This is a genomic window from Pseudomonas sp. NPDC087612, assembly GCF_044743505.1.
GTDB lineage: Bacteria > Pseudomonadota > Gammaproteobacteria > Pseudomonadales > Pseudomonadaceae > Aquipseudomonas.
Genome location: NZ_JBIUWO010000013.1, coordinates 60,312 through 82,302 on the forward strand (window position 1 = coordinate 60,312; position 21,991 = coordinate 82,302).

Below are 21,991 nucleotides of genomic sequence, written 5' to 3' on the forward strand. Positions count from 1 at the left end.
GATATGGCGGCCAAGGAACTATCGTGCCCGAAGAAAAGAACCTGGACCACGAACTGCTGAAGCTGGCCGCCAAGGGCGGGCGACTGGAGATCGAGCGCTGCACCTGCGGCGATCCGAAATGGCCCTTTCGCCTAAGGGGGCAGTCTGGAGTTCGGGCCCACTGGAACCCACTCATCAATGACGGTGACGCGCTGCGCCTGGCGGTGCTGATGGGGCGAGCAGATCGCCTTGGGGTGCAGATCCACATCGTGGAACCGTTCGACGGCGACACAGAGGCCTACACCTGCGTGGATGCAGAGCGCTTCGGCGAGTTTGACATCTACCACGGCGCCGATGCTTTCAGCGCCACTCGCCGAGCGATAGTGGAAGCAGCTGCAGCAATTGGGAGTCGCTCATGACCCGTCTCGCCCTCTGCCTCCTGCTGCTGGCCACCCTGGCCGGCTGCCGGGAGCCTGATAAGCCCGCCGCCACAGTCGTTGCCGGTACATACAAGGTCGACAAGCTTTTCACCGTCGACGGCTGCACCGTCTACCGCTTCCTCGATGGCGGCGGCTACAAGTACTTCACGAACTGCTCGGGCACTACGGCCTGGAGCGAAGACTGCGGAAAGGGCTGCGATCCTCAAAAAGGGATACCTGGTGGTGATCACCACACTGAGCGCCAGCTCTCCCCGCACGAACAAGACACCCCTACCCCTGCAAAGGCGCCAGTGCGCTGGAATGAAGAGAGGTATTCGCTGTGAGCATTTTCGGAACATGCCCACGCTGCGCCGGATGGGGCGCATTGTGGCAGGTTGAGCTCATGCGCCCGCGCTTCTGGCTCTTTGGGCGCATGGTGCCATACACAGTTCTTCGATGTGACGAGTGCGGGGTGACGCCATGATCCTCCTGCCCATCACCGCCCCGCTCTACATGGCCTGGATGATCTGGAAGGGGCCAAGGCCATGATCCCGCGCAATAGCTTTCTCCGGCGCCAACTCGAATCTGCGCTCATCCTGCTGGCCGCTTGGATCCTGGGTGGCCGGAACGTCACAAGGTCGCCAGTCGTCTCGCGCAAGGACAACAACGAGATGTTCGAGATGGACTTCGAGCTCCGCGCCATCGCCCGCCGCATCCGCAAGCAGTACAGCGAGTAACCCCTCCCCCTACAACAACTCAAGCCTGCCGGTAGGCGGGCGAGGATGAGCCATGCCTGAAATAACCTGTCACCAGGGCCACACCATGCGAGTCAGCACAGACCAGTGGGTTGAGACATTGACCCTGGATCAGATGCGCTACGCCCGCGACAAGATGGCCGAGAAGATCAAGGCGGCCGAGGCCCAGCCCAAGCGCTGCGTGTGGCGCGTGTGCCGTGGCGGTCTCGCCGAGGGTAACTACCGTGAGGAGGACTTCGAGAAGGCAGCAGACCACCTACTGCGCATCTTCAAAGGGCACTTCGCCGAAGAGGCAAAGGCTTTTATTGATCGCCACTACGGCACCCTTCGCTTCGAGCGCGAAATCCCACACATCGCAGTCGAGCTGGTCAGCCAGTTCGAATATGACACCGAGTGGTTCCCGGCTAAGGCCTAACCCCTCCCCACCTCTGCCGCCATGCGCGGCGTGGAGCCTATCCCATGGAAACCGAAATTCTCTCGGAGAAAGAACTGGCCGAGCTGACCGGCTACAAGGCCAGGGGCTACCAGCGCCGCTGGCTTGAAGAGCGCCAATGGCACTTCGTGGAAAGCCGTGGTGGTCGCCCTCTGGTTGGCCGGCAGTACGCCCGAATGAAGCTGGGCATGACCTTGGAGGTAATAGCCACGACACCTCCCCCGCTACCAGAACCAACCTGGACACCAGATTTTTCCCGAGTGAACTGAGATGCGACCACGGAGCAAAGAAAACAGGGATCTCCCGCCAAACGTCTACCGCCGCAAGCGCAAGCGCAAAAGCGGGAAGGTCTGGGTCGGGTACTACTACTGCGACGCAACGGGCAAAGAGATATCGCTCGGGACTGACTTGGACTTGGCCCGCCTTAAGTGGGCCGAGCTGGAGGCGAAGGAAAAGCCACAGGACTTGCGCCTGATGAAAGCGATCTTCGATAGGTATGAGCGGGACATCATCCCGAAGAAAGGGGCGCGCACGCAGAAGGACAACCTCTCCGAGCTGCGCCAGCTTCGACCTGTCTTCGATAGCGCGCCAATTGATGCGCTCACGCCAGCAATGATTGCGCAGTACCGGGATGCGCGGTCGGCGAAGGTGCGGGCGAATCGCGAAATCGCCACCCTCTCCCACGTGTTCAATATGGCCAGGGAATGGGGGCTCACAGCAAAGGAGAACCCCTGCCAGGGTGTGCGCAAAAATAAGGAAACGCCGCGGGACTTCTACGCCAATGACGCCGTATGGGATGCGGTCTACAAAAAAGCAGTACCAGAGCTGAAGGAAGCCATGGATTTGGCGTATTTGACGGGCCAGCGTCCTGCGGACGTACTGGTGATGAGGCGGGACGATATCGAGGGGGGTTATCTGGTTGTTCAGCAGAACAAGACACACAAGAAGCTGCGCATCATGCTCTCGGTGGATGGCGTAGATAACAGCCTCGGCAAGCTGATCAAGCAAATGGCTGCGCGGAACCAGGTGCACAGCTCCAGCTATTTGATTGTCAGCGAGCGGGGCAAGCGCATGTCTGCATCGATGCTGCGCAATCGTTGGGACGAAGCTCGGGCCCTGGCCAGATCGACAGCCTTGGAGGAAGGCGACAGCCTTCTCGCATCTCGGATTACGCAGTTCCAGTTCCGCGATATCCGCCCGAAGGCAGCATCCGAAATCAAGGATATTGAGGACGCCAGCCTGCTATTGGGGCACACCAAAGGCGACATCACCGAGCGGGTTTATCGCCGGGTTGGTGCCATCGCAAAACCGTCAAAATAAGGAAAGTTTCGGAACTCATTCCGAAAAGTATCGGAACTCATAGGCATTCGCCCGAACTGAAAAGGGTCTTTTCTAGGCCCAAAAAACGCAAAAAGCCCTGAATAATCAGGGCTTTAGAAGTGGCGGAAGCGTAGAGATTCGAACTCTAGGATAGTTGCCCATCGACGGTTTTCAAGACCGTTGCCTTAAACCACTCGGCCACGCTTCCTCGTATTGCGGGCGCCATAATACCGAAATGAAACAAGCTGTCAAACTCTCTATGTGGCTGCTTTGCGCGGCTCTGTTATGATCTTTGCATCTGAACGTTTCAAACCCACAGGAGTGTCGCCATGCGCGAACAGGATTACGCCGTCAATCACGGCCAGCAGGTCGAGCAGCAGGAGGTCAGCCGCGTCCTGCGTAACACATACGGGTTGCTGGCTATCACCCTCGCCTTCAGTGGCGTCATGGCCTATGTGGCGCAGCAGATGCGCGTCGGCTACCCGAACATTTTCGTGGTGCTGATCGGCTTCTATGGCCTGTTTTTCCTCACCAACAAGCTGCGTGATTCGGTCTGGGGCCTGGTGTCTACCTTCGCCCTCACCGGTTTCATGGGCTTTTTGCTCGGCCCTATCCTCAACCGTTACCTGGGCATGGCCGGTGGCGCCGAGGTGGTCAGCTCGGCATTTGCCATGACCGCCCTGGTGTTCGGTGGTCTGTCGGCCTATGTGCTGATCTCCCGCAAGGACATGAGCTTCCTCAGCGGCTTCATCACTGCAGGCTTCTTCGTGCTGCTGGGCGCCGTGGTTGCCAGCTTCTTCTTCCAGATCAGCGGCCTGCAACTGGCGATCAGCGCCGGTTTCGTGCTGTTCTCGTCGGTGTGCATCCTGTTCCAGACCAGCGCGATCATCCACGGTGGCGAGCGTAACTACATCATGGCGACCATCAGCCTGTATGTATCGATCTACAACCTGTTCGTCAGCCTGCTGCAGCTGTTCGGCCTGATGGGTCGCGATGACTGATTGGTTGTTGGTGTGATGTTTTAAGAGAAAGCCCGCTTCGGCGGGCTTTTTTGTGGCCGGGGTTTGCCAAGGCTTTGCCTTGCATCGCTGGCAAAGCCAGCTCCCGCACTACCGTAAACGAGTGCGGCCCCGTAGAATGCGCTCCTTTTTTCTTCCGGGGCAGCACTCCCATGAGTTCAATCGAGCAAGGACCCGGCGCACCCGCGCAGGCCAATGAACTGGTCCTCGGCCTTGAAGACCGGCCGCGGCCGCTGATTGCGATGCTGGCGGCGTTGCAGCACCTGCTGGCGATCATTGTGCCGATCGTCACCCCCGGCCTGCTGATCTGCCAGGCACTGGGGGTTTCGGCCCGTGATACCAACCTGATTGTGTCGATGTCGCTGGTGATCTCGGGGATCGCTACCTTCGTGCAGTGCCGCCGCTTCGGGCCGTTTGGCGCCGGGCTGTTGATTGTGCAGGGCACCAGTTTCAACTTTGTCGGGCCGTTGATCGCCGGTGGCGCGTTGATGGTCAAGCAAGGCACGCCGGTCGAAGGCGTGATGGCGGCGATTTTTGGTGTGGTGATCGCCGGTTCGTTCGTGGAGATGGGCATTTCGCGCATTCTGCCGTTCGTCAAACGCCTGATCACCCCGCTGGTGACCGGGATCGTCGTGCTGATGATCGGCCTGACCCTGATCAAGGTCGGCCTGATCAGCATGGGTGGCGGCTTTGCGGCGATGAGCAACGGTACCTTTGCCAATGGCGAGAACCTGCTGCTGTCGGGCGTGGTGCTGGCGATCATCGTCATTCTCAACCGTATTCCGGTGGTGTGGATGCGCAGCTGCGCCATCGTTATCGCCCTGGCCGTGGGCTATGCCCTGGCCGGCTACCTGGGCCGCCTGAATTTCACCGGTATGCACGAAGCCGCGCTGTTCCAGGTGCCGGTAACCCTGCATTTCGGCCTGGGCTTCTCTTGGGCGCTGTTTATTCCGATGCTGGTGATTTACCTGGTTACATCGCTGGAAGCCATTGGTGATGTGACCGCGACCAGCAAGGTCTCGCGCCAGCCGGTGGAAGGCCCGCTGTGGATGCAGCGGATCAAGGGCGGGGTGCTGGTCAACGGCGCCAACTCGCTGCTGGCCGGGGTGTTCAATACCTTCCCGAGCTCGATCTTTGCCCAGAATAATGGCGTGATTCAGCTGACCGGCATTGCCAGCCGTCATATTGGTGTGTGGATTGCGGCGATGCTGGTGATTCTTGGCCTGTTCCCGAGCGTGGCCGGAGTGATCCAGGCGGTGCCAGAGCCGGTGCTCGGGGGTGCGGCGATGGTGATGTTCGGCGCGGTGGCGGCTTCGGGGATCAATATCCTTGCCAGCATCAGCCTGGATCGTCGCGCGCTGCTGATCATTGCCGTGTCGCTGGCGCTGGGCCTGGGCGTGGCGCAGGTGCCGGAGTTCCTCGCGCACATGCCGTCGGCGCTGCGTAATGTGCTGGAGTCGGGGGTGGCCACCGGGGGGATTTGCGCCCTGGTGCTGAACTGGTTCTTGCCGGAGCATAAAGACAAGGCCTGAAGTTGAGGTTGCCCCCATCGCGGGTCAAGCCCGCTCCAACAGGAGCGGGCTTTTTGCTTTATCATTCCCGCAGATTTGCTGAAAGAGCCTTCCATGAAGTTCGCCATTGCGGTTTTTTCTCCGGCCCATGCGCCCTCCTCGCGCCGCGCCCTGCGTTTTGCCCAGGCAGCGGTTGCTGGCGGCCATGAGATTGTCCGGCTGTTTTTCTATCAAGACGGTGTGCACAGCGCCTCGGGTAATGTCGTTGCGCCCCAGGATGAACTGGACCTTGCCGCCGAATGGCGCGCGTTCGTCAGCGCGCAGCAGCTCGATGCCGTGGTGTGTATCGCCGCCGCCCTGCGCCGTGGCGTGCTCAACGCCGAGGAAGCCCAGCGCTACCAGCGCCCGGCGGTCAACCTGCCGGCGCCGTGGGAGTTGTCGGGGCTTGGCCAGTTGCATGAAGCGGCGCAAGGCGCCGATCGGCTGATGTGCTTTGGAGGCGATTGAAATGGCCAAGTCCTTGCTGATTATCAGCCGCCAGGCACCCTGGGCCGGGCCGTCCGCCCGTGAGGCGCTGGATATCGCCCTGGCCGGCGGCGCCTTCGATTTGCCGCTGGGCATGCTGTTTCTTGATGACGGCGTGTTCCAGCTCGCCCCCGGCCAGCAGCCGGCCCAGCTGCAGCAGAAGAACCTGGCGGCCAACCTGCAGGCCCTGCCGATGTTTGGCGTCGAGGAACTGTTTGCCGCCGCTAGCTGCCTGCAAGAGCGCGGCCTAGCGGCCGACACCCTGAGCCTGCCGGTGCAGGTGCTGGATGACGCCGCGCTTGCGGCGTTGATCGACCGTTTCGACCAGGTGGTGACCCTCTGATGAGCACCTTGCACGTGATTTCCCACTCGCCATTTGGCGATAACCGCCTGAGCAGCTGCCTGCGCCTGCTCGGCAGCGCCGACGGCCTGTTGCTGTGCGGTGATGCGGTGTATGCCCTGCAACCCGGCAGCGCGCCGCTGCGCAGCCTGCAGGCCAGCCAGCTGGACGGGCGCCTGTTCGCCCTGGACGAAGACCTGCAAGCCCGCGCCATCGTCCTCAGTGAGCTGGGCAAGGCCATCGACTACCCGGCCTTCGTCGAGCTGTCGCTGCACTATGACAAGGTCAACAGCTGGCTATGAGTACCCTGACTGTCGGCGAGCGCAGCATCGCCCTGGATAAAGACGGCTACCTGCTCGAGCTGGGTGATTGGTCCGAGGAGGTCGCTAGCGCCCTCGCCGCCCATGAAGAGCTTGAGCTGACCGCCGAACACTGGGAAGTGCTGAACCTGTTGCGCGACTTCTACCAGGAGTTCGAGCTGTCGCCGGCCACCCGCCCGCTGATCAAGTACACCGCGCTCAAGCTGGGCGCGGACAAAGGCAACAGCCTGCACCTGAACCGCCTGTTCAAGGGCACCCCCGCCAAACTCGCCGCGAAACTTGCGGGCCTGCCGAAGCCGACCAATTGCATATGACCGAACACAGCCCGTTGATCACCGAAACCCCGGCCGAACACCCGTTTGCCCAGTTCGTGCGCATCCTTGGCAAGGGCAAGCGCGGCGCCCGTGGCCTGAGCCGCGAGGAAGCCCGCGAGGCCATGGGCATGCTGCTCGATGGCAAGGTCGAGGAAACCCAGCTCGGCGCCTTTCTGATGCTGCTGCGCCACAAGGAAGAAAGCCCCGAAGAGCTGGCTGGCTTCACTGAGGCCCTGCGCCAGCGCCTGCAAGCGCCGCCGATTGAGGTTGATCTCGACTGGCCAAGTTACGCCGGCAAAAAACGCCACCTGCCCTGGTACCTGCTGGCTGCCAAGTGCCTGGCGGCCAATGGCGTGCGCATCCTCCTGCACGGCGGCGGCGCGCACACCGCCGGGCGGCTGTACACCGAGCAAGTGCTGGCGCTGCTGCAGATTCCGCTGTGCCGGGACTGGAATGCAGTGTCTGAAGCGCTGGACAGCCACAAGCTTGCGTTCATCCCGCTGCAAGACTGGGCCCCGCGCCTGCAACGGATGATTGACCTGCGCAACACCCTGGGCCTGCGTTCGCCGATTCACTCCCTGGCCCGGGTGCTCAACCCGTTGAACGCCCGCTGCGGCCTGCAGAGCATCTTCCACCCCGGCTACCAGGCAGTGCACCGCGAAGCCAGCCGCCTGCTCGGCGATACGGCAATCGTGGTCAAGGGCGATGGCGGCGAGATCGAGATCAACCCGGACACCAGCAGCCACCTGTATGGCACCGCCAATGGCATCGACTGGGATGAGGAATGGCCGGCCCTGGCCGCCCAGCGTCATGTCAAACCGGCGAGCCTGGAGCCCGAGCAGTTGCTGGCCGTGTGGCGCGGTGATGAGCAGAATAGCTATGGCGAACTGGCCGTGGTCGCAACCATGGCCCTGGCCTTGCGCGGCCTGGGTCATTGCCGCGAGGAAGCCTTCGCCCAGGCCCAACGCTATTGGGATCAGCGCAACTGATCGACTGAGCCGATCAAACAGGCCCGGACTTTGCGCTATTCGTTCGAACCCAGCTCCGTACACTGGGTTCTATATCAGAACGAATCGCCAAGGAGCTCAGCATGGGCCTGTTGATCGACGGACGCTGGCACGACCAGTGGTATGAAAGCAGCAAAGACGGCGCCTTCCAGCGCGAAAGCGCGCAGCGGCGCAACGCCCTGCCCGGCGCCGAAGCCGGGCGTTATCACCTGTACGTGTCGCTGGCTTGCCCCTGGGCCCACCGCACCCTGATCTTTCGCAAGCTCAAGGGCCTTGAGAGCCTGATCGATGTATCGGTGGTCAGTTGGCTGATGGCCGAGCATGGCTGGACTTTTGACCAGAACAAGGGCTCGACCGGCGACAAGCTTGAGCACCTGGATTTCCTGCACCAGCGCTACACCCGCGACGACCCACACTACAGCGGCCGGATCACGGTGCCGGTGCTGTGGGACAAACACGAGCAGCGCATCGTCAACAACGAATCGGCAGAGATCATCCGCATCTTCAACTCGGCGTTCGACGAGCTGACCGGCAATCGCCTGGACCTGTATCCCGAACCCTTGCGCGAGCAGATCGGCGCACTCAACGAACGGATTTACCCGGCGATCAACAACGGCGTATACCGGGCAGGCTTCGCTACTTCGCAGGCGGCCTACGAGCAGGCCTTTGACGAGGTGTTTGCCGAGCTGGATCATCTGGAGCGGCTGCTGGGCACCCAGCGCTATCTGGCCGGGGAATACCTGACCGAGGCCGACTGGCGGCTGTTCACCACGCTGATTCGCTTTGACGCGGTGTACCACGGGCACTTCAAGTGCAACCTGCGGTGCATTGCCGATTACCCGAACCTGTCGAACTGGCTACGGGAGCTGTACCAGTGGCCGGGGATCGCCGAGACGGTGAATTTCGAGCATATCCAGAAGCATTACTACATGAGCCACAAGACCATCAATCCGAACGGGATTGTGCCCAAGGGGCCGTTGCAGGATTTTGAGCTGGGGCATGACCGGGAGCGGTTGTTAGGGCGGGGGATCTGGAATAAGACTGGAGTGTGAGGCCAGGTAAACCGGCCTCATCGCTGGCAAGCCAGCTCCCACAGGTGCAGTGCATAGAGTACCTGTGGGAGCTGGCTTGCCAGCGATAGTGTCAAGGCTGGGCGCCTTCGAACCAGGCCAGTTTCTCGCGCAGCTGTACGACTTCGCCGACGATCACCAGGGTCGGTGCATGCACTTCATGCTCGGCCACAAGCTTGGGCAAGTCGGCCAGGGTGCCGGTGAACACCCGCTGGTTCGGCGTGGTGCCCTGCTGCACCAGGGCCGCCGGGGTATCGGCCGCACGCCCGTGACGAATCAACTCGGCACAGATGGTCGGCAGGCCCACCAGGCCCATGTAGAACACCAAGGTCTGCGCCGGTGCCACCAGGTCGTGCCAGGGCAGGTCGCTGGTACCGTCCTTGAGGTGACCGGTGACGAAACGCACCGACTGCGCATAGTCGCGGTGGGTCAGCGGGATGCCGGCATAGGCCGAGCAGCCGCTGGCCGCGGTAATCCCCGGCACCACCTGGAACGGAATGCCCTGGGCCGCCAGCTCCTCGATCTCTTCGCCGCCACGGCCGAAGATGAACGGATCGCCGCCCTTCAGACGCAGCACCCGCTTGCCCTGACGCGCCAGGTCGACCAGTTGCTGGTTGATCTGCGCTTGCGGCACGGCGTGGTCGGCGCGGCGCTTGCCGACGTAGATACGCTCGGCATCACGGCGGCACAGCTCGATGATCGCCGGAGCGACCAGGCGATCGTAGAGCACCACGTCGGCTTGCTGCATCAGGCGCAAGGCGCGGAAGGTCAGCAGGTCCGGGTCACCGGGGCCAGCGCCGACCAGGTACACCTCACCCGGCGCCTGGTAAGTGGCACCGTCGATCTTGGCTTGCAGCAGGCGCTCGGCTTCAGCGCCCTGCCCGGCCAGTTGCCGCTCGGCGATCGGGCCCTGGAAGACATCTTCCCAGAAACCGCGACGCTGATTGACGTCCGGGTACAGCGCCTTGACCTTGTGCCGAAAGCGCGCGCCAAGGCCGGCCAGCTCGCCATAGGCGGCGGGAATCCAGGTTTCCAGCTTGGCCCGGATCAGCCGCGCCAGCACCGGCGCATCGCCGCCGCTGGACACCGCAACCACCAATGGCGAGCGGTCGACAATAGCCGGGAAGATCACCGAACACAGCGCCGGTGCATCGACCACGTTGACCGGTACGCAGCGCTGCTGGGCATCGGCCGAGACCTGGGCGTTGAGCGCCTGGTCGTCGGTGGCGGCAATGATCAGCTGGCAACCGTCGAGGTCGCCAGGCTGGTAACCACGGCTGAGGATTTCACCACCGCTGTGCCGGGCAAGCTCGGCCAGTTGCGCTTCGATCTCGGGCGCCACGACCCGCAGTACAGCCCCGGCGTCGGCCAGCAGACGCGATTTGCGCAGGGCAATCTCGCCTGCGCCGACGATCAGCACACGGCTGCCGCGCAGTTTGTGGAACAGCGGCAGGAATTCCATTTAACCGATGACCTCCAGGCCACCCATGTACGGCTTGAGCACTTCTGGCACGCGGATCGAACCGTCGGCCTGCTGGTAGTTCTCGAGCACCGCCACCAGGGTCCGACCAACTGCCAGGCCCGAACCGTTGAGGGTGTGCACCAGTTCCGGCTTGCCGGTTTCCGGATTGCGCCAGCGCGCCTGCATGCGCCGGGCCTGGAAATCGCCACAGTTGGAGCACGAGGAGATTTCGCGGTACTTGTCCTGGCTTGGCACCCAGACTTCCAGGTCGTAGGTTTTCACCGCGCTGAAGCCCATGTCGCCGGTGCACAGCGCCAGAACCCGGTATGGCAGCTCCAGGGCCTGCAGGACGCGTTCGGCGTTGGCGGTCAGGCCTTCGAGGGCTTCCATGGATTTGCCCGGCTCGACGATCTGTACCATTTCGACCTTGTCGAACTGGTGCTGGCGGATCATACCGCGGGTGTCGCGGCCCGAAGCACCGGCTTCGCTACGGAAGCACGGGGTGTGGGCGACGAACTTGATCGGCAGTTGCTTGGCGTCGAGGATCTCGCCGGCCACGATGTTGGTCAGCGACACCTCGGCAGTCGGGATCAGGTAGAAGTCGGCTTCGCCGTCGCGGCTGATCTTGAACAGGTCTTCCTCGAACTTGGGCAACTGGCCGGTGCCTTGCAGTGCCGGGGCCTGGACCAGGTACGGGGTGTAGGCTTCTTCGTAGCCGTGCTCGCTGGTGTGCAGGTTGATCATGAACTGCGCCAGGGCGCGGTGCAGGCGGGCGATCGGGCCGCGCAGCAGGGCAAAACGGGCGCCCGACAGCTTGGCCGCGGTTTCGAAGTCCAGGCCGCCGGTCAGCTCGCCGAGCGCCACATGGTCCTTGATCTCGAAGTCGAAGGCGCGCGGGGTGCCCCAACGACGCACTTCGACGTTGTGGTCTTCATCGGCGCCGACCGGCACGCTGTCGTCCGGCAGGTTGGGAATGCCCAGCAGGATGCCATCCAGTTCGGCCTGGATGCCGTCCAGCTCGACCTTGCCGCTGGCAAGTTCACCCGCCATGCGCTCGACGTCCGCCATCAGCGGGGCGATGTCTTCGCCCTTGGCCTTGGCCTGGCCGATGGATTTGGAACGGGCGTTACGCTCGGCCTGCAGTTGTTCGGTACGGGTCTGCACCACCTTGCGGCGTTCTTCCAGGGCCTCGATGCGCGCGACATCCAGGCTGAAGCCACGGGAGGCCAGGCGGTCCGCCACTTCCTGAAGTTGGCCGCGTAACAGTTTGGAATCGAGCATATCGTTCTCTCGTTGGTTCAGAATTTGGTCAAAGACAGGCCAGCCCAGGTTGCGAGCAGCCCGCCCAATACGCTGGCTCCGGCATATCCGAAGGCCAGCGGCGCCTGCCCGCTTTCGAGCAGGCGCACGGTGTCCAGTGAAAAGGATGAAAAGGTTGTCAGACCGCCGAGAAAGCCGACGATCAGGCCCGCGCGCAGCTCGACCGGCACCAGCGGGCGATGCAAAAACAGCCCGTAGAGCAAGCCGATCAGCAGGCAGCCGAGCAGATTGACCGCCAGCGTACCGAGATAGAAGTGGCGTGGCCAGTGTGCGTTGACCCAATTGGCCGTGGCAAAGCGCAGCAAGGTACCGGCGATGCCGCCGGCGCTGACCGCGGCGATCAGCGCAATCATGGTTTTCTCCGCTGCCGCGGGCTGTTGCGGTCGAGTTCGGCCAGGTGCCTGAGCTTCTCGCCGATCTTCAGTTCCAGGCCGCGCGGCACCGGTTGGTAATAGTGGCGCGGCGCGAGGTTGTCGGGGAAGTAGTCCTCACCGGCAGCGTAGGCATCCGGCTCGTCGTGGGCGTAGCGGTATTCATCGCCATAGCCCAGTTGCTTCATCAGTTTTGTGGGCGCGTTGCGCAGGTGCAGCGGCACTTCCAGCGAGCCGTGCTCGCTGGCTTCGCGCAGGGCGGTCTTGAAGCCCATGTACACCGCGTTGCTCTTCGGTGCGCAGGCAAGGTAGGTAATGGCCTGGGCCACCGCCAGCTCGCCTTCGGGGCTGCCCAGGCGCTCCTGCACGTCCCAGGCCGCCAGGCACAGGCTCAGGGCGCGGGGGTCGGCGTTGCCGATGTCTTCGCTGGCCATGCGCACCACGCGGCGGGCGATGTACAGCGGGTCGCAGCCGCCATCGAGCATGCGCGCGAACCAGTACAGGGCGCCGTCGGGGTTGGAGCCGCGCACTGATTTGTGCAGCGCCGAGATCTGGTCATAGAAGGCTTCGCCGCCCTTGTCGAAACGCCGGCGGCTGTCGCCGAGCAGGCTCTGCAGCAGCTCGACGCCGATTTCGCCGCCGTCTTCGGCCAGGTCCGAGGCGTTTTCAAGAAAGTTGAGCATGCGCCGGCCATCGCCATCGGCGGCGGCCATGAGCATCTGGAAGGCTTCGTCGCCGACCCGCAACTGGCGCTTGCCCAGGCCGCGCTCTTCAGTCAGGGCGCGGTTGACCAGCTTGCGCAGCGCCGCTTCATCGAGGCTTTTCAGCACATACACCCGCGCCCGCGACAGCAGCGCGTTGTTGAGCTCGAACGAGGGGTTCTCGGTGGTGGCGCCGATGAAGATCAGCGTGCCGTCTTCCACATAGGGCAGAAAGGCATCTTGCTGGGACTTGTTGAAGCGGTGCACTTCGTCGACGAACAGAATCGTCCGGCGCCCGTACTGCCCCGCCTGCTGCTTGGCGATGTCCACCGCGTGGCGGATTTCCTTGACCCCGGCCAACACCGCCGAAACGGTCTCGAAGTGGGCGTCGCAGAACTGCGCCAGCAGCCGCGCCAGGGTAGTCTTGCCGACCCCGGGCGGGCCCCAGAAGATCATCGAGTGCAGCGCGCCCGCTTCCAGTGCCTCGCGCAGCGGCTTGCCGCGGGCCAGCAGGTGCTCCTGGCCAACGTACTCGTCCAGGTTGGCCGGGCGCAGGCGCGCGGCCAGGGGCTGGGCTACGGGGTCGCTACGAAACAGGTCCATGAACGGCGGCTGACCTCTTACTCTTTGATCACATCAGCGCCCTTGGGCACGTCGAACTTGAACTTGCTGGCCGGGATCTGCTCGTTGGCCTTCACCCCGGTGAACAGGATGTTGGTGCGCTGGCCGACGCTGTCGATCAGTTGCATGTCATTGACCAGGCCACGACGGAACGACAGACGCAGCGAGTCGAACAGGGTGTCCTTGGTTTTCGGCTTGAGTACGAAATCCATGACCTCGCCCTGCTCCTTGGAGGTGATGTCGAAGCTCTGGCTGATCTTCGAGACGTCACCGGACAGCAGCAGTGCCGGGGTTTCGGTCAAACGCTGGTCAAGTTTCTTGATGGTAGCCTGTTCCAGGTCAGGGTCCCACAATGTGACGTTCTTGCCGTCCGAGACTACCACCTGCTCCTGTGGCGCGTCGGTGTGCCAGTAGAACAGGCCCGGGCGCTGCACGGCCATCTGCCCGGTGGTTTCCTGCAGCTGGGTGCCGGTGCCATCGAGGGTCAGCTGGGAGAAATTGGCGCTAATGGTTTTGGACTTGTCCAGCAACTGGGTCAGGCGCGCCGCATCGGCCTCGGCGGCAATTGCCGAAGCGCTGGACAGGGCCATAGCGGAAACCAACAGCATGCGAATCAGGCGCATGGAAATCCTCGTTGCAGTATGAAGGGGCCGACGGCCGTCACTGGCCGCCAGCAGGTTGGATCATCAGTCGCGGGACGGCCCGGGGGCAATCACTTCGCGCGAACCGTTGGTGTTCATGGCGGTGACCACACCGGCCATCTCCATCGCCTCGATCATCCGCGCGGCGCGGTTGTAGCCGATCTTCAGCTTGCGCTGTACGGCGGAGATGGAGGCCCGGCGGCTTTCCAGCACGAACTGCACGGCTTCATCGTACAGCGCGTCGGTTTCGGCATCGTCGCCGTCACCACCGCCACTGCCGCCGTCGAAGCCGCTGCCGGCCTCTTCGACGCCGCTGAGGATGTCGTCGTTGTAGTCCGGGGCGCCTCGCAGCTTCCAGGCCTCGACCACGCGATGCACCTCGTCATCAGAGACGAAGGCGCCATGCACACGAATCGGCAGGCTGGTGCCCGGCGGCATGTAGAGCATGTCACCGTGGCCCAGCAACTGCTCGGCGCCGCCCTGGTCGATGATGGTCCGCGAGTCGATCTTGCTCGATACCTGGAAGGCCATCCGCGTCGGGATGTTGGCCTTGATCAGGCCGGTAATCACGTCCACCGATGGCCGCTGGGTGGCGAGAATCAGGTGGATACCGGCGGCACGGGCCTTCTGGGCGATACGCGCGATCAGCTCTTCAACCTTCTTGCCGACGATCATCATCATGTCGGCAAACTCGTCGACCACTACAACGATGGTCGGCAGGGTTTTCAGCAGCGGCGGCACGTCGTCCATGCTTTCGCGCTTGAACATCGGGTCGTAGATCGGCTCGCCGGCCTCTTCGGCATCCTTGACCTTGCGGTTGAAGCCGGCCAGGTTACGCACGCCCATGGCCGCCATCAGCTTGTAGCGCCGTTCCATTTCGGCGACGCTCCAGCGCAGGGCGTTGGCGGCGTCCTTCATGTCGGTGACCACCGGGCAGAGCAGGTGCGGAATGCCTTCGTAGATCGACAGCTCGAGCATTTTCGGGTCGATCATGATCAGTTTGGCGTCTTCCGGGCCCGACTTGAACAGGATCGACAGGATCATGGCGTTGACGCCCACCGACTTACCGGAACCGGTGGTACCGGCCACCAGCAGGTGCGGCATCTTCGCAAGGTCGGTGATCACCGGCTTGCCGCCGATGTCGTGGCCCAGCGCCATGGTCACCGGCGACTTGGCTTCGTCGTATTGCGGCGACGACAGCACTTCGGAGAAGCGCACGATCTGCCGGTCTTCGTTAGGGATTTCGATACCGACGGTGGTCTTGCCAGGGATCACTTCAACCACGCGCACACTGGTCACGGCCAGGGAACGGGCCAGGTCCTTGGCCAGGTTGGCGATGCGGCTGACCTTGACGCCAGCGGCCGGCTGGATTTCGTACCGGGTAATCACCGGGCCTGGGTGGATCGAGTCTACCGAGACTTCGACGCCGAATTCCTTGAGCTTGATTTCCAGCAGGTGGCCAACCCCGGCCAGGGACTCTGGCGAGTAGTTGACCTGCTTCTTCTCGGCAGGATCGAGGATCGAGATCGGCGGCAAGGTGCCTTCGATGGCGCTGTCGACGAACAGCGGCGCCTGCTTTTCTTTCTGCACGCGCTTGCTCGGCTCCGGCGCCTTGGCCGGGGCCGGCATGATCACCGGCGCCGGTTGCTGCACGCGCTCGGCAACATGCTTGCTCAGGGCCTGGTCGCGCTCGATGATGCGCTCCTTGGCCTTGGCCTGCTCGCGGCGGTCAGGGGCTACCGGGGCGACCACATCATGAACCTGGTCGTCGACCTCACGCAGCTGCGCCACCAGGCGCTTGCGCTCGTTGCGCGCTTCCCACCAGCGGTTGGCGGCGCCCTGGAACAGCTCGAACAGGTCGAGGGTGATCTTGCCGGTGATGTCCATGACCTTGAACCACGACAGGTCGGTGAACACGGTCAGGCCGAACAGAAACAGGGCAATGAACATCAGCGTGCTGCCCTGCACGTTCAGGGCGTTCTTGGCCAGGTCGCCAAGGCTTTCGCCCAGCGCGCCACCGGCCGATGCCGGCAGGCTGGCGGCGGAATGGAAATGGATATGCGCCAGCGCCGCACCCGAAAGCACCAGGAACACCAGGCCGATCAGGCGCCAGGAGAACAGCCAGCCGCTCCACTGCCACGGCTGGTGGCGTTCGCGGAAGATCTGCCAGGTCTTGATCGCCAGCAGCAAGGGGAAGATGTAGGCGAAATAGCCCAGGACCATGAACAGGATGTCGGCGAAGTAGGCACCGGCACGGCCGGCGGCGTTCTGCACCTGCTCGACGTTGCTGGTGTGGCTGAAGCCCGGGTCGGCCTGGTCGTAGGTCAGCAAGGCCATCCACAGGTACAGGCACAGCGCGCCCACGGCGATCAGCGCACCTTCCTTGAGCCGATAGTGCAGCTGCTGGCGCCAGAGCGGCACGGGCAAGGGACTGGGTGTTGCGGTGGATTTCTTCAAAACGCGTCTATTCCTGCGCTCATTGCGCGTCCAACAGTGATTGACCCAACAGAACAGTCAACAAACCACTACTTTTAACATTACTGCCCGCCTACCGCCATGGCGGCACGCCAGAACACGCGTAAACGGGGGCCAATTTCCTATACAGCAATTTGAGCACGCATTTTCTTTTGTGACAAAGGCTTATGCGGTGTTTTTGTGCACGTGTGACAACAAACGCCCAAGCAAGTTGCCAGACGGCACCACCGCTGCAGGAGCAGGCTTGTCCCGCGAGGCTTTTTCAGGCCATGCTGGGCGCCCTCCCCTCCTCCATCATTGGACCACGATGCTGACCTGGCTGAGCCGCGACACCCTGACCTTCCCGCCGCTGGACAAAGCCCTGCGCGACCCTAACGGCCTGCTCGCCGCCGGCGGCGACCTCAGCGCCGAGCGCCTGGTGCAGGCCTATCGCCATGGTTGCTTCCCCTGGTACCAGGACGGCCAGCCGATCCTCTGGTGGTCGCCCGACCCGCGCACCGTGCTGTTCCCCGACGAATTGCACGTGTCGCGCTCGCTGCGCAAGTTCATCCGCCAGGGCCACTACCAGGTCAGCTTCGACCAGGACTTTGCCGCGGTAATCGACGCCTGCGCCGCACCGCGCGCCTACGCCGACGGCACCTGGATCACCGACAGCATGCAGGCGGCCTACCTGCAGTTGCACCGGCAGGGCTTTGCCCATTCGGTCGAGGTACGCCGCAATGGCGAGCTGGTGGGCGGCCTGTACGGCCTGGCCATGGGCCGGCTGTTTTTCGGCGAATCGATGTTCAGCCGCGCCGACAACGCCTCCAAAGTCGGCTTCGTGGCGCTGGTCGAGCACCTGCAACAGGCAGGATTCGTCCTGATTGACTGTCAGATGCCTACCGAGCACCTGCACAGCCTCGGCGCCCGCGCCATCGCCCGGGCCACGTTTGCCGACTACCTGCAGCGCTATCTCGACCAGCCCAACAGCGCCAGCTGGGTTTGCTAGGCGAGTTTTTCCAGCTGGCTTACACTTAAAACAAAAGCACCTCCCGAGGGGTTGATCATGACAGAGCTGGCGCGGTTGAAGTTTTATGCCACTCAACCCCATTCCTGCAGCTACCTGCCAGACGAGCAAGCCACCACGCTGTTCCTCGACCCGAGCCAGCCGATGGATGTCAACGTCTACGCAGACCTGTCGGAAATGGGCTTCCGGCGCAGCGGCGACCACCTGTATCGCCCGCATTGCCAGAACTGCAACGCCTGCGTGCCGGCGCGGATACCGGCTGCGCGCTTTTTGCCCAACCGCCAGCAAAAACGCATCCTCAAGCGCAACGCCGACATCACCGTGACGCCCGCCCGTCCGGCGTTCAAGGAGGAATACTTCGAGCTGTACCGGCGCTACATCGAGCAGCGCCACGCCGATGGCGACATGTACCCGCCAAGCCGCGACCAGTTTTCCACCTTTCTGGTCCGCGATCTGCCGTTTTCACGCTTTTACGAGTTTCGCCTGGACGGCCGCCTGCTGGCCGTGGCGGTCACCGACCTGCTGCCCAACGGCCTGTCGGCGGTATACACCTTCTACGAGCCGGACGAAGAGCGGCGCAGCCTGGGGCGCTTTGCCATCCTCTGGCAGATCACCGAAGCCCTGCGCCTGGGCCTGGACGCGGTCTACCTCGGTTACTGGATCAAAAACTGCAAAAAGATGAACTACAAGACCCAGTACCGCCCCATCGAGCTGCTGATCAATCAACGCTGGGTGACGCTGAACTGAAATCATTGGCTTGAAGGCCATTTTTCGGGCACAATGCACGCCACTTTTTTTGCCTGGCGCAGCTGTGCACCGGGCCATTAACTGGACACCGAGGGCTTTACTGCATGTCGAAAGAAGACAGCTTCGAAATGGAAGGCACTGTCGTCGACACCCTGCCCAACACCATGTTCCGTGTGGAGTTGGAAAATGGGCACGTCGTTACCGCGCACATCTCCGGAAAGATGCGCAAGAACTACATTCGTATTCTGACCGGTGACAAGGTCCGCGTCGAACTGACGCCTTACGACCTGAGCAAGGGGCGCATCACCTACCGCGCCCGCTAAGCGACACCAACAAAAACGCCCGGCTAAATGCCGGGCGTTTTTGTTGGCTCTGGAAAAGCGTCGCTGGCAAGTCGGGTCGCCGCACCGCAGCTCCCACAGGGATTGTGTGGGAGCTGGCTTGCCAGCGATGGGCTGCATAGCAGCCCCAGCCTGCCTTACGCCATCTCAGCCGTGGTCTCGAAGTCGAACACCAGTTCGCCATCGCGGATGTCGATGTGCACCACACCGCCATGCTCGGCCAGTTCGCCAAACAGGATCTCTTCGGCCAGCGGCCGTTTGATCTTGTCCTGGATCAGCCGCGCCATTGGCCGCGCGCCCATCTGCGCATCGTAGCCACCGGCCGCCAGCCAGCCGCGCGCCGCATCGCTCACCTCGAGCAACACGCGCTTGTCTTCCAGTTGCGCCTGCAGCTCGATGAGGAACTTGTCCACCACGCTCTTGATCGTCTCATGGCTGAGGCGGCCAAACTGGATGATGGTGTCCAGGCGGTTGCGGAACTCCGGCGTGAAGCTCTTCTTGATCACTTCCATGGCGTCGGATGAGTGATCTTGATGAGTGAAGCCGATCGAGGCTCGCGCAGCAGTTTCAGCACCGGCGTTGGTGGTCATGATGACGATGACGTTACGGAAGTCCGCCTTGCGCCCGTTGTTGTCGGTCAGGGTACCGTGGTCCATCACCTGCAGCAGCAGGTTGAAGACTTCCGGGTGGGCCTTCTCGATCTCATCGAGCAGCAGCACGCAGTGCGGCTGCTTGGTGATGGCTTCGGTGAGCAGCCCGCCCTGGTCGAAACCGACGTAGCCCGGAGGCGCACCGATCAGACGCGAGACGGTATGACGCTCCATGTACTCGGACATGTCAAAGCGTACCAGCTCGACACCCAGGGCCTTGGCCAACTGGCGCGCCGCTTCGGTTTTACCGACACCGGTAGGGCCGGCAAACAGGAACGAACCGACCGGCTTGTCTGGCGCCTTGAGGCCGGCGCGGGACAGCTTGATGGCGGTGGCCAGCGAATCGATCGCCGCATCCTGGCCAAACACGGTCAGCTTGAGGTCGCGCTCCAGGTTACGCAGCAGCTCCTTGTCGGAACTGGTGACGTGTTTTGGCGGAATCCGCGCGATCTTGGCGACGATGTCTTCGACTTGCGGCACGTCGATACGCTTGACGCGCATCTCCACCGGCTGCAGGCGCTGGTAGGCGCCGGCCTCGTCGATCACATCGATGGCCTTGTCGGGCATGTGCCGGTCGTTGATGTAGCGCGCTGCAAGCTCGGCAGCGGCGCGCAGGGCCTCATCGCTGTACTCGATGTTGTGGTGGCTCTCGAACCGCCCCTTGAGCCCACGCAGGATGCCCACGGTGTCTTCCACCGATGGCTCGCTCACATCAACCTTCTGGAAGCGCCGCGCCAGGGCCCGGTCTTTTTCGAAGATGCCGCGAAATTCCTGGAAGGTGGTCGAGCCGATGCAACGGATATCACCCGAAGACAGCAGCGGCTTGAGCAGGTTGGAGGCGTCCATTACCCCACCGGAGGCCGCACCGGCACCGATGATGGTGTGGATCTCGTCGATGAACAGGATCGCCTGCGGGCGTTTGCGCAGCTCATTGAGCAGCGCCTTGAAGCGCTTCTCGAAGTCGCCACGGTACTTGGTCCCGGCCAGCAACGCGCCCAGGTCCAGGGAGTAGACCACGCTTTGTGCCAGCAGGTCCGGCACCTGGCCATCGACGATGCGCTTGGCCAGGCCTTCGGCGATGGCGGTTTTACCGACACCGGCCTCGCCAACCAGCAGCGGGTTGTTCTTGCGCCGACGGGCGAGGATCTGCGCGACGCGCTCGACTTCGAGCTCACGGCCGACCAGCGGGTCGATGCGCCCTTGGCGGGCCTGTTCGTTGAGGTTGCTGGCATAGGCATCCAGGGGATTGCCCGACGATGAAGTTTCGCCGCCGTCCTCGTCCTGCATTTCCTGTTCGCCCTCGGAGTGTTCACCATGGCCCGGCACCTTGGAGATGCCGTGGGCGATGTAGTTGACCACGTCGATACGGGCCACGCTCTGCTGTTTAAGCAGGAACACGGCCTGGCTTTCCTGTTCGCTGAAAATTGCCACCAGCACGTTGGCACCGGTGACTTCACGCTTGCCCGAGCTCTGGACATGGAAGACTGCGCGCTGCAATACACGCTGGAAGCCCAGGGTTGGCTGGGTCTCGCGGTCCTCGTCGTGCACGGGGATCAACGGCGTGGTGGAGTCGATGAACTCCTGCAGGTCGTGTTTGAGTTTGTCGAGGTTTGCGCCGCAGGCGCGCAGAACGGTCGCGGCGGCCTCATTATCCAATAGTGCCAGCAGCAGGTGCTCGACGGTCATGAACTCATGACGTTTCGAGCGTGCCTCCTTGAAGGCCAGATTGAGGGTGACTTCGAGCTCGCGGTTTAACATAGCTTCACCTCATACCCAAGTGGCCGGCGATTAACCGTCCTTCTCGATTTCACAGAGTAGCGGATGCTGGCTTTCCCTTGCGTATTGGTTGACCTGCATGGCCTTGGTCTCGGCGATGTCACGGGTAAACAATCCGCACACTGCCCGTCCTTCTGTGTGGACGGCCAGCATGACCTTGGTCGCCAGCTCGCGATTCAGGTTAAAAAACACCTCGAGCACTTCGACGACGAAATCCATCGGTGTGTAGTCATCGTTAAACAAAACCACCTTGTACATGGGTGGCGCCTGCAGGGCCGGTTTGGCCTCCTGTACCGCCAGGCCAGAACCATCGTCCTCATGCGATTGCGGGCGATCCTGATTGAATGTTAGTCGAATCTGGCTATGTGCATGCATGGAAAGAATTTCATCATTTCGACAGGTTGGTTTATGGGTTGACCGCACAGGCGACGCGGGACAGCCGTCACCTCACCTTGACTATCGGCAAAACGGTGTTACAACCAATAAGAACCCACCGTGGTCGATAAAGATCCGCGCAGTCAACCAGAATTTTCGCAGGTTCATATGCGGATGGAGTGGATGATACTCCAGTGATGGAGTCCTTTGCAGAGGGATATGAGGATGGCAAGCGGTAAAGTCAAGTGGTTCAACAACGCCAAGGGCTATGGCTTCATCAATGAAGACGGGAAAACAGAGGATCTGTTCGCACACTACTCGGCTATTCAGATGGAAGGTTATAAAACCCTGAAAGCCGGACAATCCGTCAGCTTCGAGATCACCCAGGGCCCCAAAGGCTTGCATGCGGTCAAAATCGAGAGTGCGACCGCACCAACCACTGCCTCCCCCACCCCCAGCCCGCAAACGACTGAAGCCTGAGCCGGCGATCAGA

General features: G+C 62.4%; 26 protein-coding genes and 1 tRNA gene. 18 read left to right on the plus strand and 9 right to left on the minus strand.

Translation table 11 applies throughout. From position 1 onward, the window contains the following. The first annotated feature begins 23 nt into the window (after nucleotides 1-23). The 6 genes from ACIOVF_RS24275 to ACIOVF_RS24300 all read left to right on the plus strand — a co-directional run bounded on the left by ACIOVF_RS24275 (nucleotide 24) and on the right by ACIOVF_RS24300 (nucleotide 2,906). Nucleotides 24-398, plus strand: coding sequence for a hypothetical protein (locus ACIOVF_RS24275; RefSeq protein WP_401293099.1), 375 nt, complete (start codon nucleotides 24-26; stop codon nucleotides 396-398). Then, nucleotides 395-742: a hypothetical protein gene (locus tag ACIOVF_RS24280; RefSeq protein ID WP_401293102.1), complete on the plus strand. Its 348-nt coding sequence runs from the start codon at nucleotides 395-397 to the stop codon at nucleotides 740-742. The genes ACIOVF_RS24275 and ACIOVF_RS24280 overlap by 4 nt, the downstream gene beginning before the upstream one ends. Before the next feature lie 201 nt (nucleotides 743-943). After that, nucleotides 944-1,135: a hypothetical protein gene (locus ACIOVF_RS24285; RefSeq protein WP_401293105.1), complete on the plus strand. Its 192-nt coding sequence runs from the start codon at nucleotides 944-946 to the stop codon at nucleotides 1,133-1,135. Between the two features lie 52 nt (nucleotides 1,136-1,187). After that, a complete protein-coding gene (locus ACIOVF_RS24290) occupies nucleotides 1,188-1,568 on the plus strand; it encodes a hypothetical protein (RefSeq protein WP_401293107.1) in 381 nt (126 codons plus the stop codon). Nucleotides 1,569-1,612: 44 nt separating this feature from the next. After that, nucleotides 1,613-1,855, plus strand: coding sequence for a DUF4224 domain-containing protein (locus tag ACIOVF_RS24295; RefSeq protein WP_123567433.1), 243 nt, complete (start codon nucleotides 1,613-1,615; stop codon nucleotides 1,853-1,855). A gap of 1 nt (nucleotide 1,856) precedes the next feature. Then, nucleotides 1,857-2,906 (plus strand): tyrosine-type recombinase/integrase, encoded by a 1,050-nt coding sequence (locus ACIOVF_RS24300; protein ID WP_123567432.1) that lies wholly within the window; start codon nucleotides 1,857-1,859, stop codon nucleotides 2,904-2,906. A gap of 120 nt (nucleotides 2,907-3,026) precedes the next feature. Here ACIOVF_RS24300 and ACIOVF_RS24305 read toward each other — a convergent pair. Beyond that, nucleotides 3,027-3,114 (minus strand) — tRNA-Ser (locus ACIOVF_RS24305). Between the two features lie 121 nt (nucleotides 3,115-3,235). On the opposite strand from ACIOVF_RS24305, the gene ACIOVF_RS24310 reads away from it, so the two are divergent. The 8 genes from ACIOVF_RS24310 to ACIOVF_RS24345 all read left to right on the plus strand — a co-directional run bounded on the left by ACIOVF_RS24310 (nucleotide 3,236) and on the right by ACIOVF_RS24345 (nucleotide 8,994). After that, nucleotides 3,236-3,907: a Bax inhibitor-1/YccA family protein gene (locus ACIOVF_RS24310; RefSeq protein WP_045201416.1), complete on the plus strand. Its 672-nt coding sequence runs from the start codon at nucleotides 3,236-3,238 to the stop codon at nucleotides 3,905-3,907. A 170-nt stretch (nucleotides 3,908-4,077) separates the two neighbouring features. Further along, nucleotides 4,078-5,457: a nucleobase:cation symporter-2 family protein gene (locus tag ACIOVF_RS24315; RefSeq protein WP_401293112.1), complete on the plus strand. Its 1,380-nt coding sequence runs from the start codon at nucleotides 4,078-4,080 to the stop codon at nucleotides 5,455-5,457. A 93-nt stretch (nucleotides 5,458-5,550) separates the two neighbouring features. After that, a complete protein-coding gene (gene tusD / locus ACIOVF_RS24320) occupies nucleotides 5,551-5,943 on the plus strand; it encodes a sulfurtransferase complex subunit TusD (RefSeq protein WP_045201414.1) in 393 nt (130 codons plus the stop codon). A 1-nt stretch (nucleotide 5,944) separates the two neighbouring features. Next, entirely contained in the window at nucleotides 5,945-6,304 is a 360-nt protein-coding gene (gene tusC, locus ACIOVF_RS24325; protein ID WP_258610253.1) for a sulfurtransferase complex subunit TusC, read from the plus strand. Next, entirely contained in the window at nucleotides 6,304-6,603 is a 300-nt protein-coding gene (tusB, locus tag ACIOVF_RS24330; protein ID WP_258610252.1) for a sulfurtransferase complex subunit TusB, read from the plus strand. Before tusC ends, tusB begins: the two co-directional genes overlap by 1 nt. Continuing rightward, nucleotides 6,600-6,935 carry a TusE/DsrC/DsvC family sulfur relay protein gene (locus tag ACIOVF_RS24335; RefSeq protein WP_401293117.1) on the plus strand — a complete coding sequence of 112 codons (336 nt, stop codon included), beginning with the start codon at nucleotides 6,600-6,602 and terminating at the stop codon, nucleotides 6,933-6,935. The genes tusB and ACIOVF_RS24335 overlap by 4 nt, the downstream gene beginning before the upstream one ends. Then, entirely contained in the window at nucleotides 6,932-7,924 is a 993-nt protein-coding gene (locus ACIOVF_RS24340; protein WP_195883512.1) for a glycosyl transferase family protein, read from the plus strand. Before ACIOVF_RS24335 ends, ACIOVF_RS24340 begins: the two co-directional genes overlap by 4 nt. A 101-nt stretch (nucleotides 7,925-8,025) precedes the next feature. Beyond that, nucleotides 8,026-8,994, plus strand: coding sequence for a glutathione S-transferase family protein (locus ACIOVF_RS24345; RefSeq protein WP_401293121.1), 969 nt, complete (start codon nucleotides 8,026-8,028; stop codon nucleotides 8,992-8,994). A 91-nt stretch (nucleotides 8,995-9,085) separates the two neighbouring features. Here ACIOVF_RS24345 and cysG read toward each other — a convergent pair whose 3' ends face one another. The 6 genes from cysG to ftsK form a co-directional block, all read right to left on the minus strand. Then, nucleotides 9,086-10,474, minus strand: coding sequence for a siroheme synthase CysG (gene cysG / locus ACIOVF_RS24350; protein ID WP_093384891.1), 1,389 nt, complete (start codon nucleotides 10,472-10,474; stop codon nucleotides 9,086-9,088). After that, on the minus strand, nucleotides 10,475-11,755 hold the full coding sequence (gene serS / locus ACIOVF_RS24355; RefSeq protein WP_045201407.1) for a serine--tRNA ligase: 1,281 nt from the start codon (nucleotides 11,753-11,755) through the stop codon (nucleotides 10,475-10,477). It abuts the gene before it with no gap. A gap of 17 nt (nucleotides 11,756-11,772) precedes the next feature. Further along, nucleotides 11,773-12,147 (minus strand): fluoride efflux transporter CrcB, encoded by a 375-nt coding sequence (crcB, locus tag ACIOVF_RS24360; protein ID WP_045201406.1) that lies wholly within the window; start codon nucleotides 12,145-12,147, stop codon nucleotides 11,773-11,775. Further along, on the minus strand, nucleotides 12,144-13,469 hold the full coding sequence (locus ACIOVF_RS24365; protein ID WP_401293126.1) for a replication-associated recombination protein A: 1,326 nt from the start codon (nucleotides 13,467-13,469) through the stop codon (nucleotides 12,144-12,146). The genes crcB and ACIOVF_RS24365 overlap by 4 nt, the downstream gene beginning before the upstream one ends. Before the next feature lie 17 nt (nucleotides 13,470-13,486). Continuing rightward, on the minus strand, nucleotides 13,487-14,110 hold the full coding sequence (gene lolA / locus ACIOVF_RS24370; RefSeq protein ID WP_045201404.1) for an outer membrane lipoprotein chaperone LolA: 624 nt from the start codon (nucleotides 14,108-14,110) through the stop codon (nucleotides 13,487-13,489). Nucleotides 14,111-14,173: 63 nt separating this feature from the next. Then, nucleotides 14,174-16,585, minus strand: a complete 2,412-nt coding sequence (ftsK, locus tag ACIOVF_RS24375; RefSeq protein WP_045201403.1) for a DNA translocase FtsK — start codon at nucleotides 16,583-16,585, stop codon at nucleotides 14,174-14,176. 325 nt (nucleotides 16,586-16,910) lie between these two features. Between ftsK and aat the strand changes: the two genes are divergently transcribed. The 3 genes from aat to infA all read left to right on the plus strand — a co-directional run bounded on the left by aat (nucleotide 16,911) and on the right by infA (nucleotide 18,679). Next, nucleotides 16,911-17,591 (plus strand): leucyl/phenylalanyl-tRNA--protein transferase, encoded by a 681-nt coding sequence (gene aat / locus ACIOVF_RS24380; RefSeq protein WP_401293129.1) that lies wholly within the window; start codon nucleotides 16,911-16,913, stop codon nucleotides 17,589-17,591. A gap of 57 nt (nucleotides 17,592-17,648) precedes the next feature. Further along, the gene (locus tag ACIOVF_RS24385) at nucleotides 17,649-18,356 is read left to right on the plus strand and encodes an arginyltransferase (RefSeq protein WP_045201401.1); all 708 of its coding nucleotides are present in this window, start codon (nucleotides 17,649-17,651) and stop codon (nucleotides 18,354-18,356) included. A 104-nt stretch (nucleotides 18,357-18,460) separates the two neighbouring features. Further along, nucleotides 18,461-18,679 carry a translation initiation factor IF-1 gene (gene infA / locus ACIOVF_RS24390; RefSeq protein ID WP_002553999.1) on the plus strand — a complete coding sequence of 73 codons (219 nt, stop codon included), beginning with the start codon at nucleotides 18,461-18,463 and terminating at the stop codon, nucleotides 18,677-18,679. A 155-nt stretch (nucleotides 18,680-18,834) separates the two neighbouring features. Here infA and clpA read toward each other — a convergent pair whose 3' ends face one another. Together clpA and clpS are read right to left on the minus strand one after the other, a co-directional pair. After that, on the minus strand, nucleotides 18,835-21,105 hold the full coding sequence (gene clpA, locus ACIOVF_RS24395; RefSeq protein ID WP_045201400.1) for an ATP-dependent Clp protease ATP-binding subunit ClpA: 2,271 nt from the start codon (nucleotides 21,103-21,105) through the stop codon (nucleotides 18,835-18,837). A gap of 30 nt (nucleotides 21,106-21,135) precedes the next feature. Next, nucleotides 21,136-21,498 carry an ATP-dependent Clp protease adapter ClpS gene (gene clpS / locus ACIOVF_RS24400; RefSeq protein WP_009400967.1) on the minus strand — a complete coding sequence of 121 codons (363 nt, stop codon included), beginning with the start codon at nucleotides 21,496-21,498 and terminating at the stop codon, nucleotides 21,136-21,138. A 225-nt stretch (nucleotides 21,499-21,723) separates the two neighbouring features. On the opposite strand from clpS, the gene cspD reads away from it, so the two are divergent. Next, the gene (gene cspD / locus ACIOVF_RS24405; RefSeq protein WP_093384904.1) at nucleotides 21,724-21,978 is read left to right on the plus strand and encodes a cold shock domain-containing protein CspD; all 255 of its coding nucleotides are present in this window, start codon (nucleotides 21,724-21,726) and stop codon (nucleotides 21,976-21,978) included. Nucleotides 21,979-21,991 lie beyond the last annotated feature (13 nt).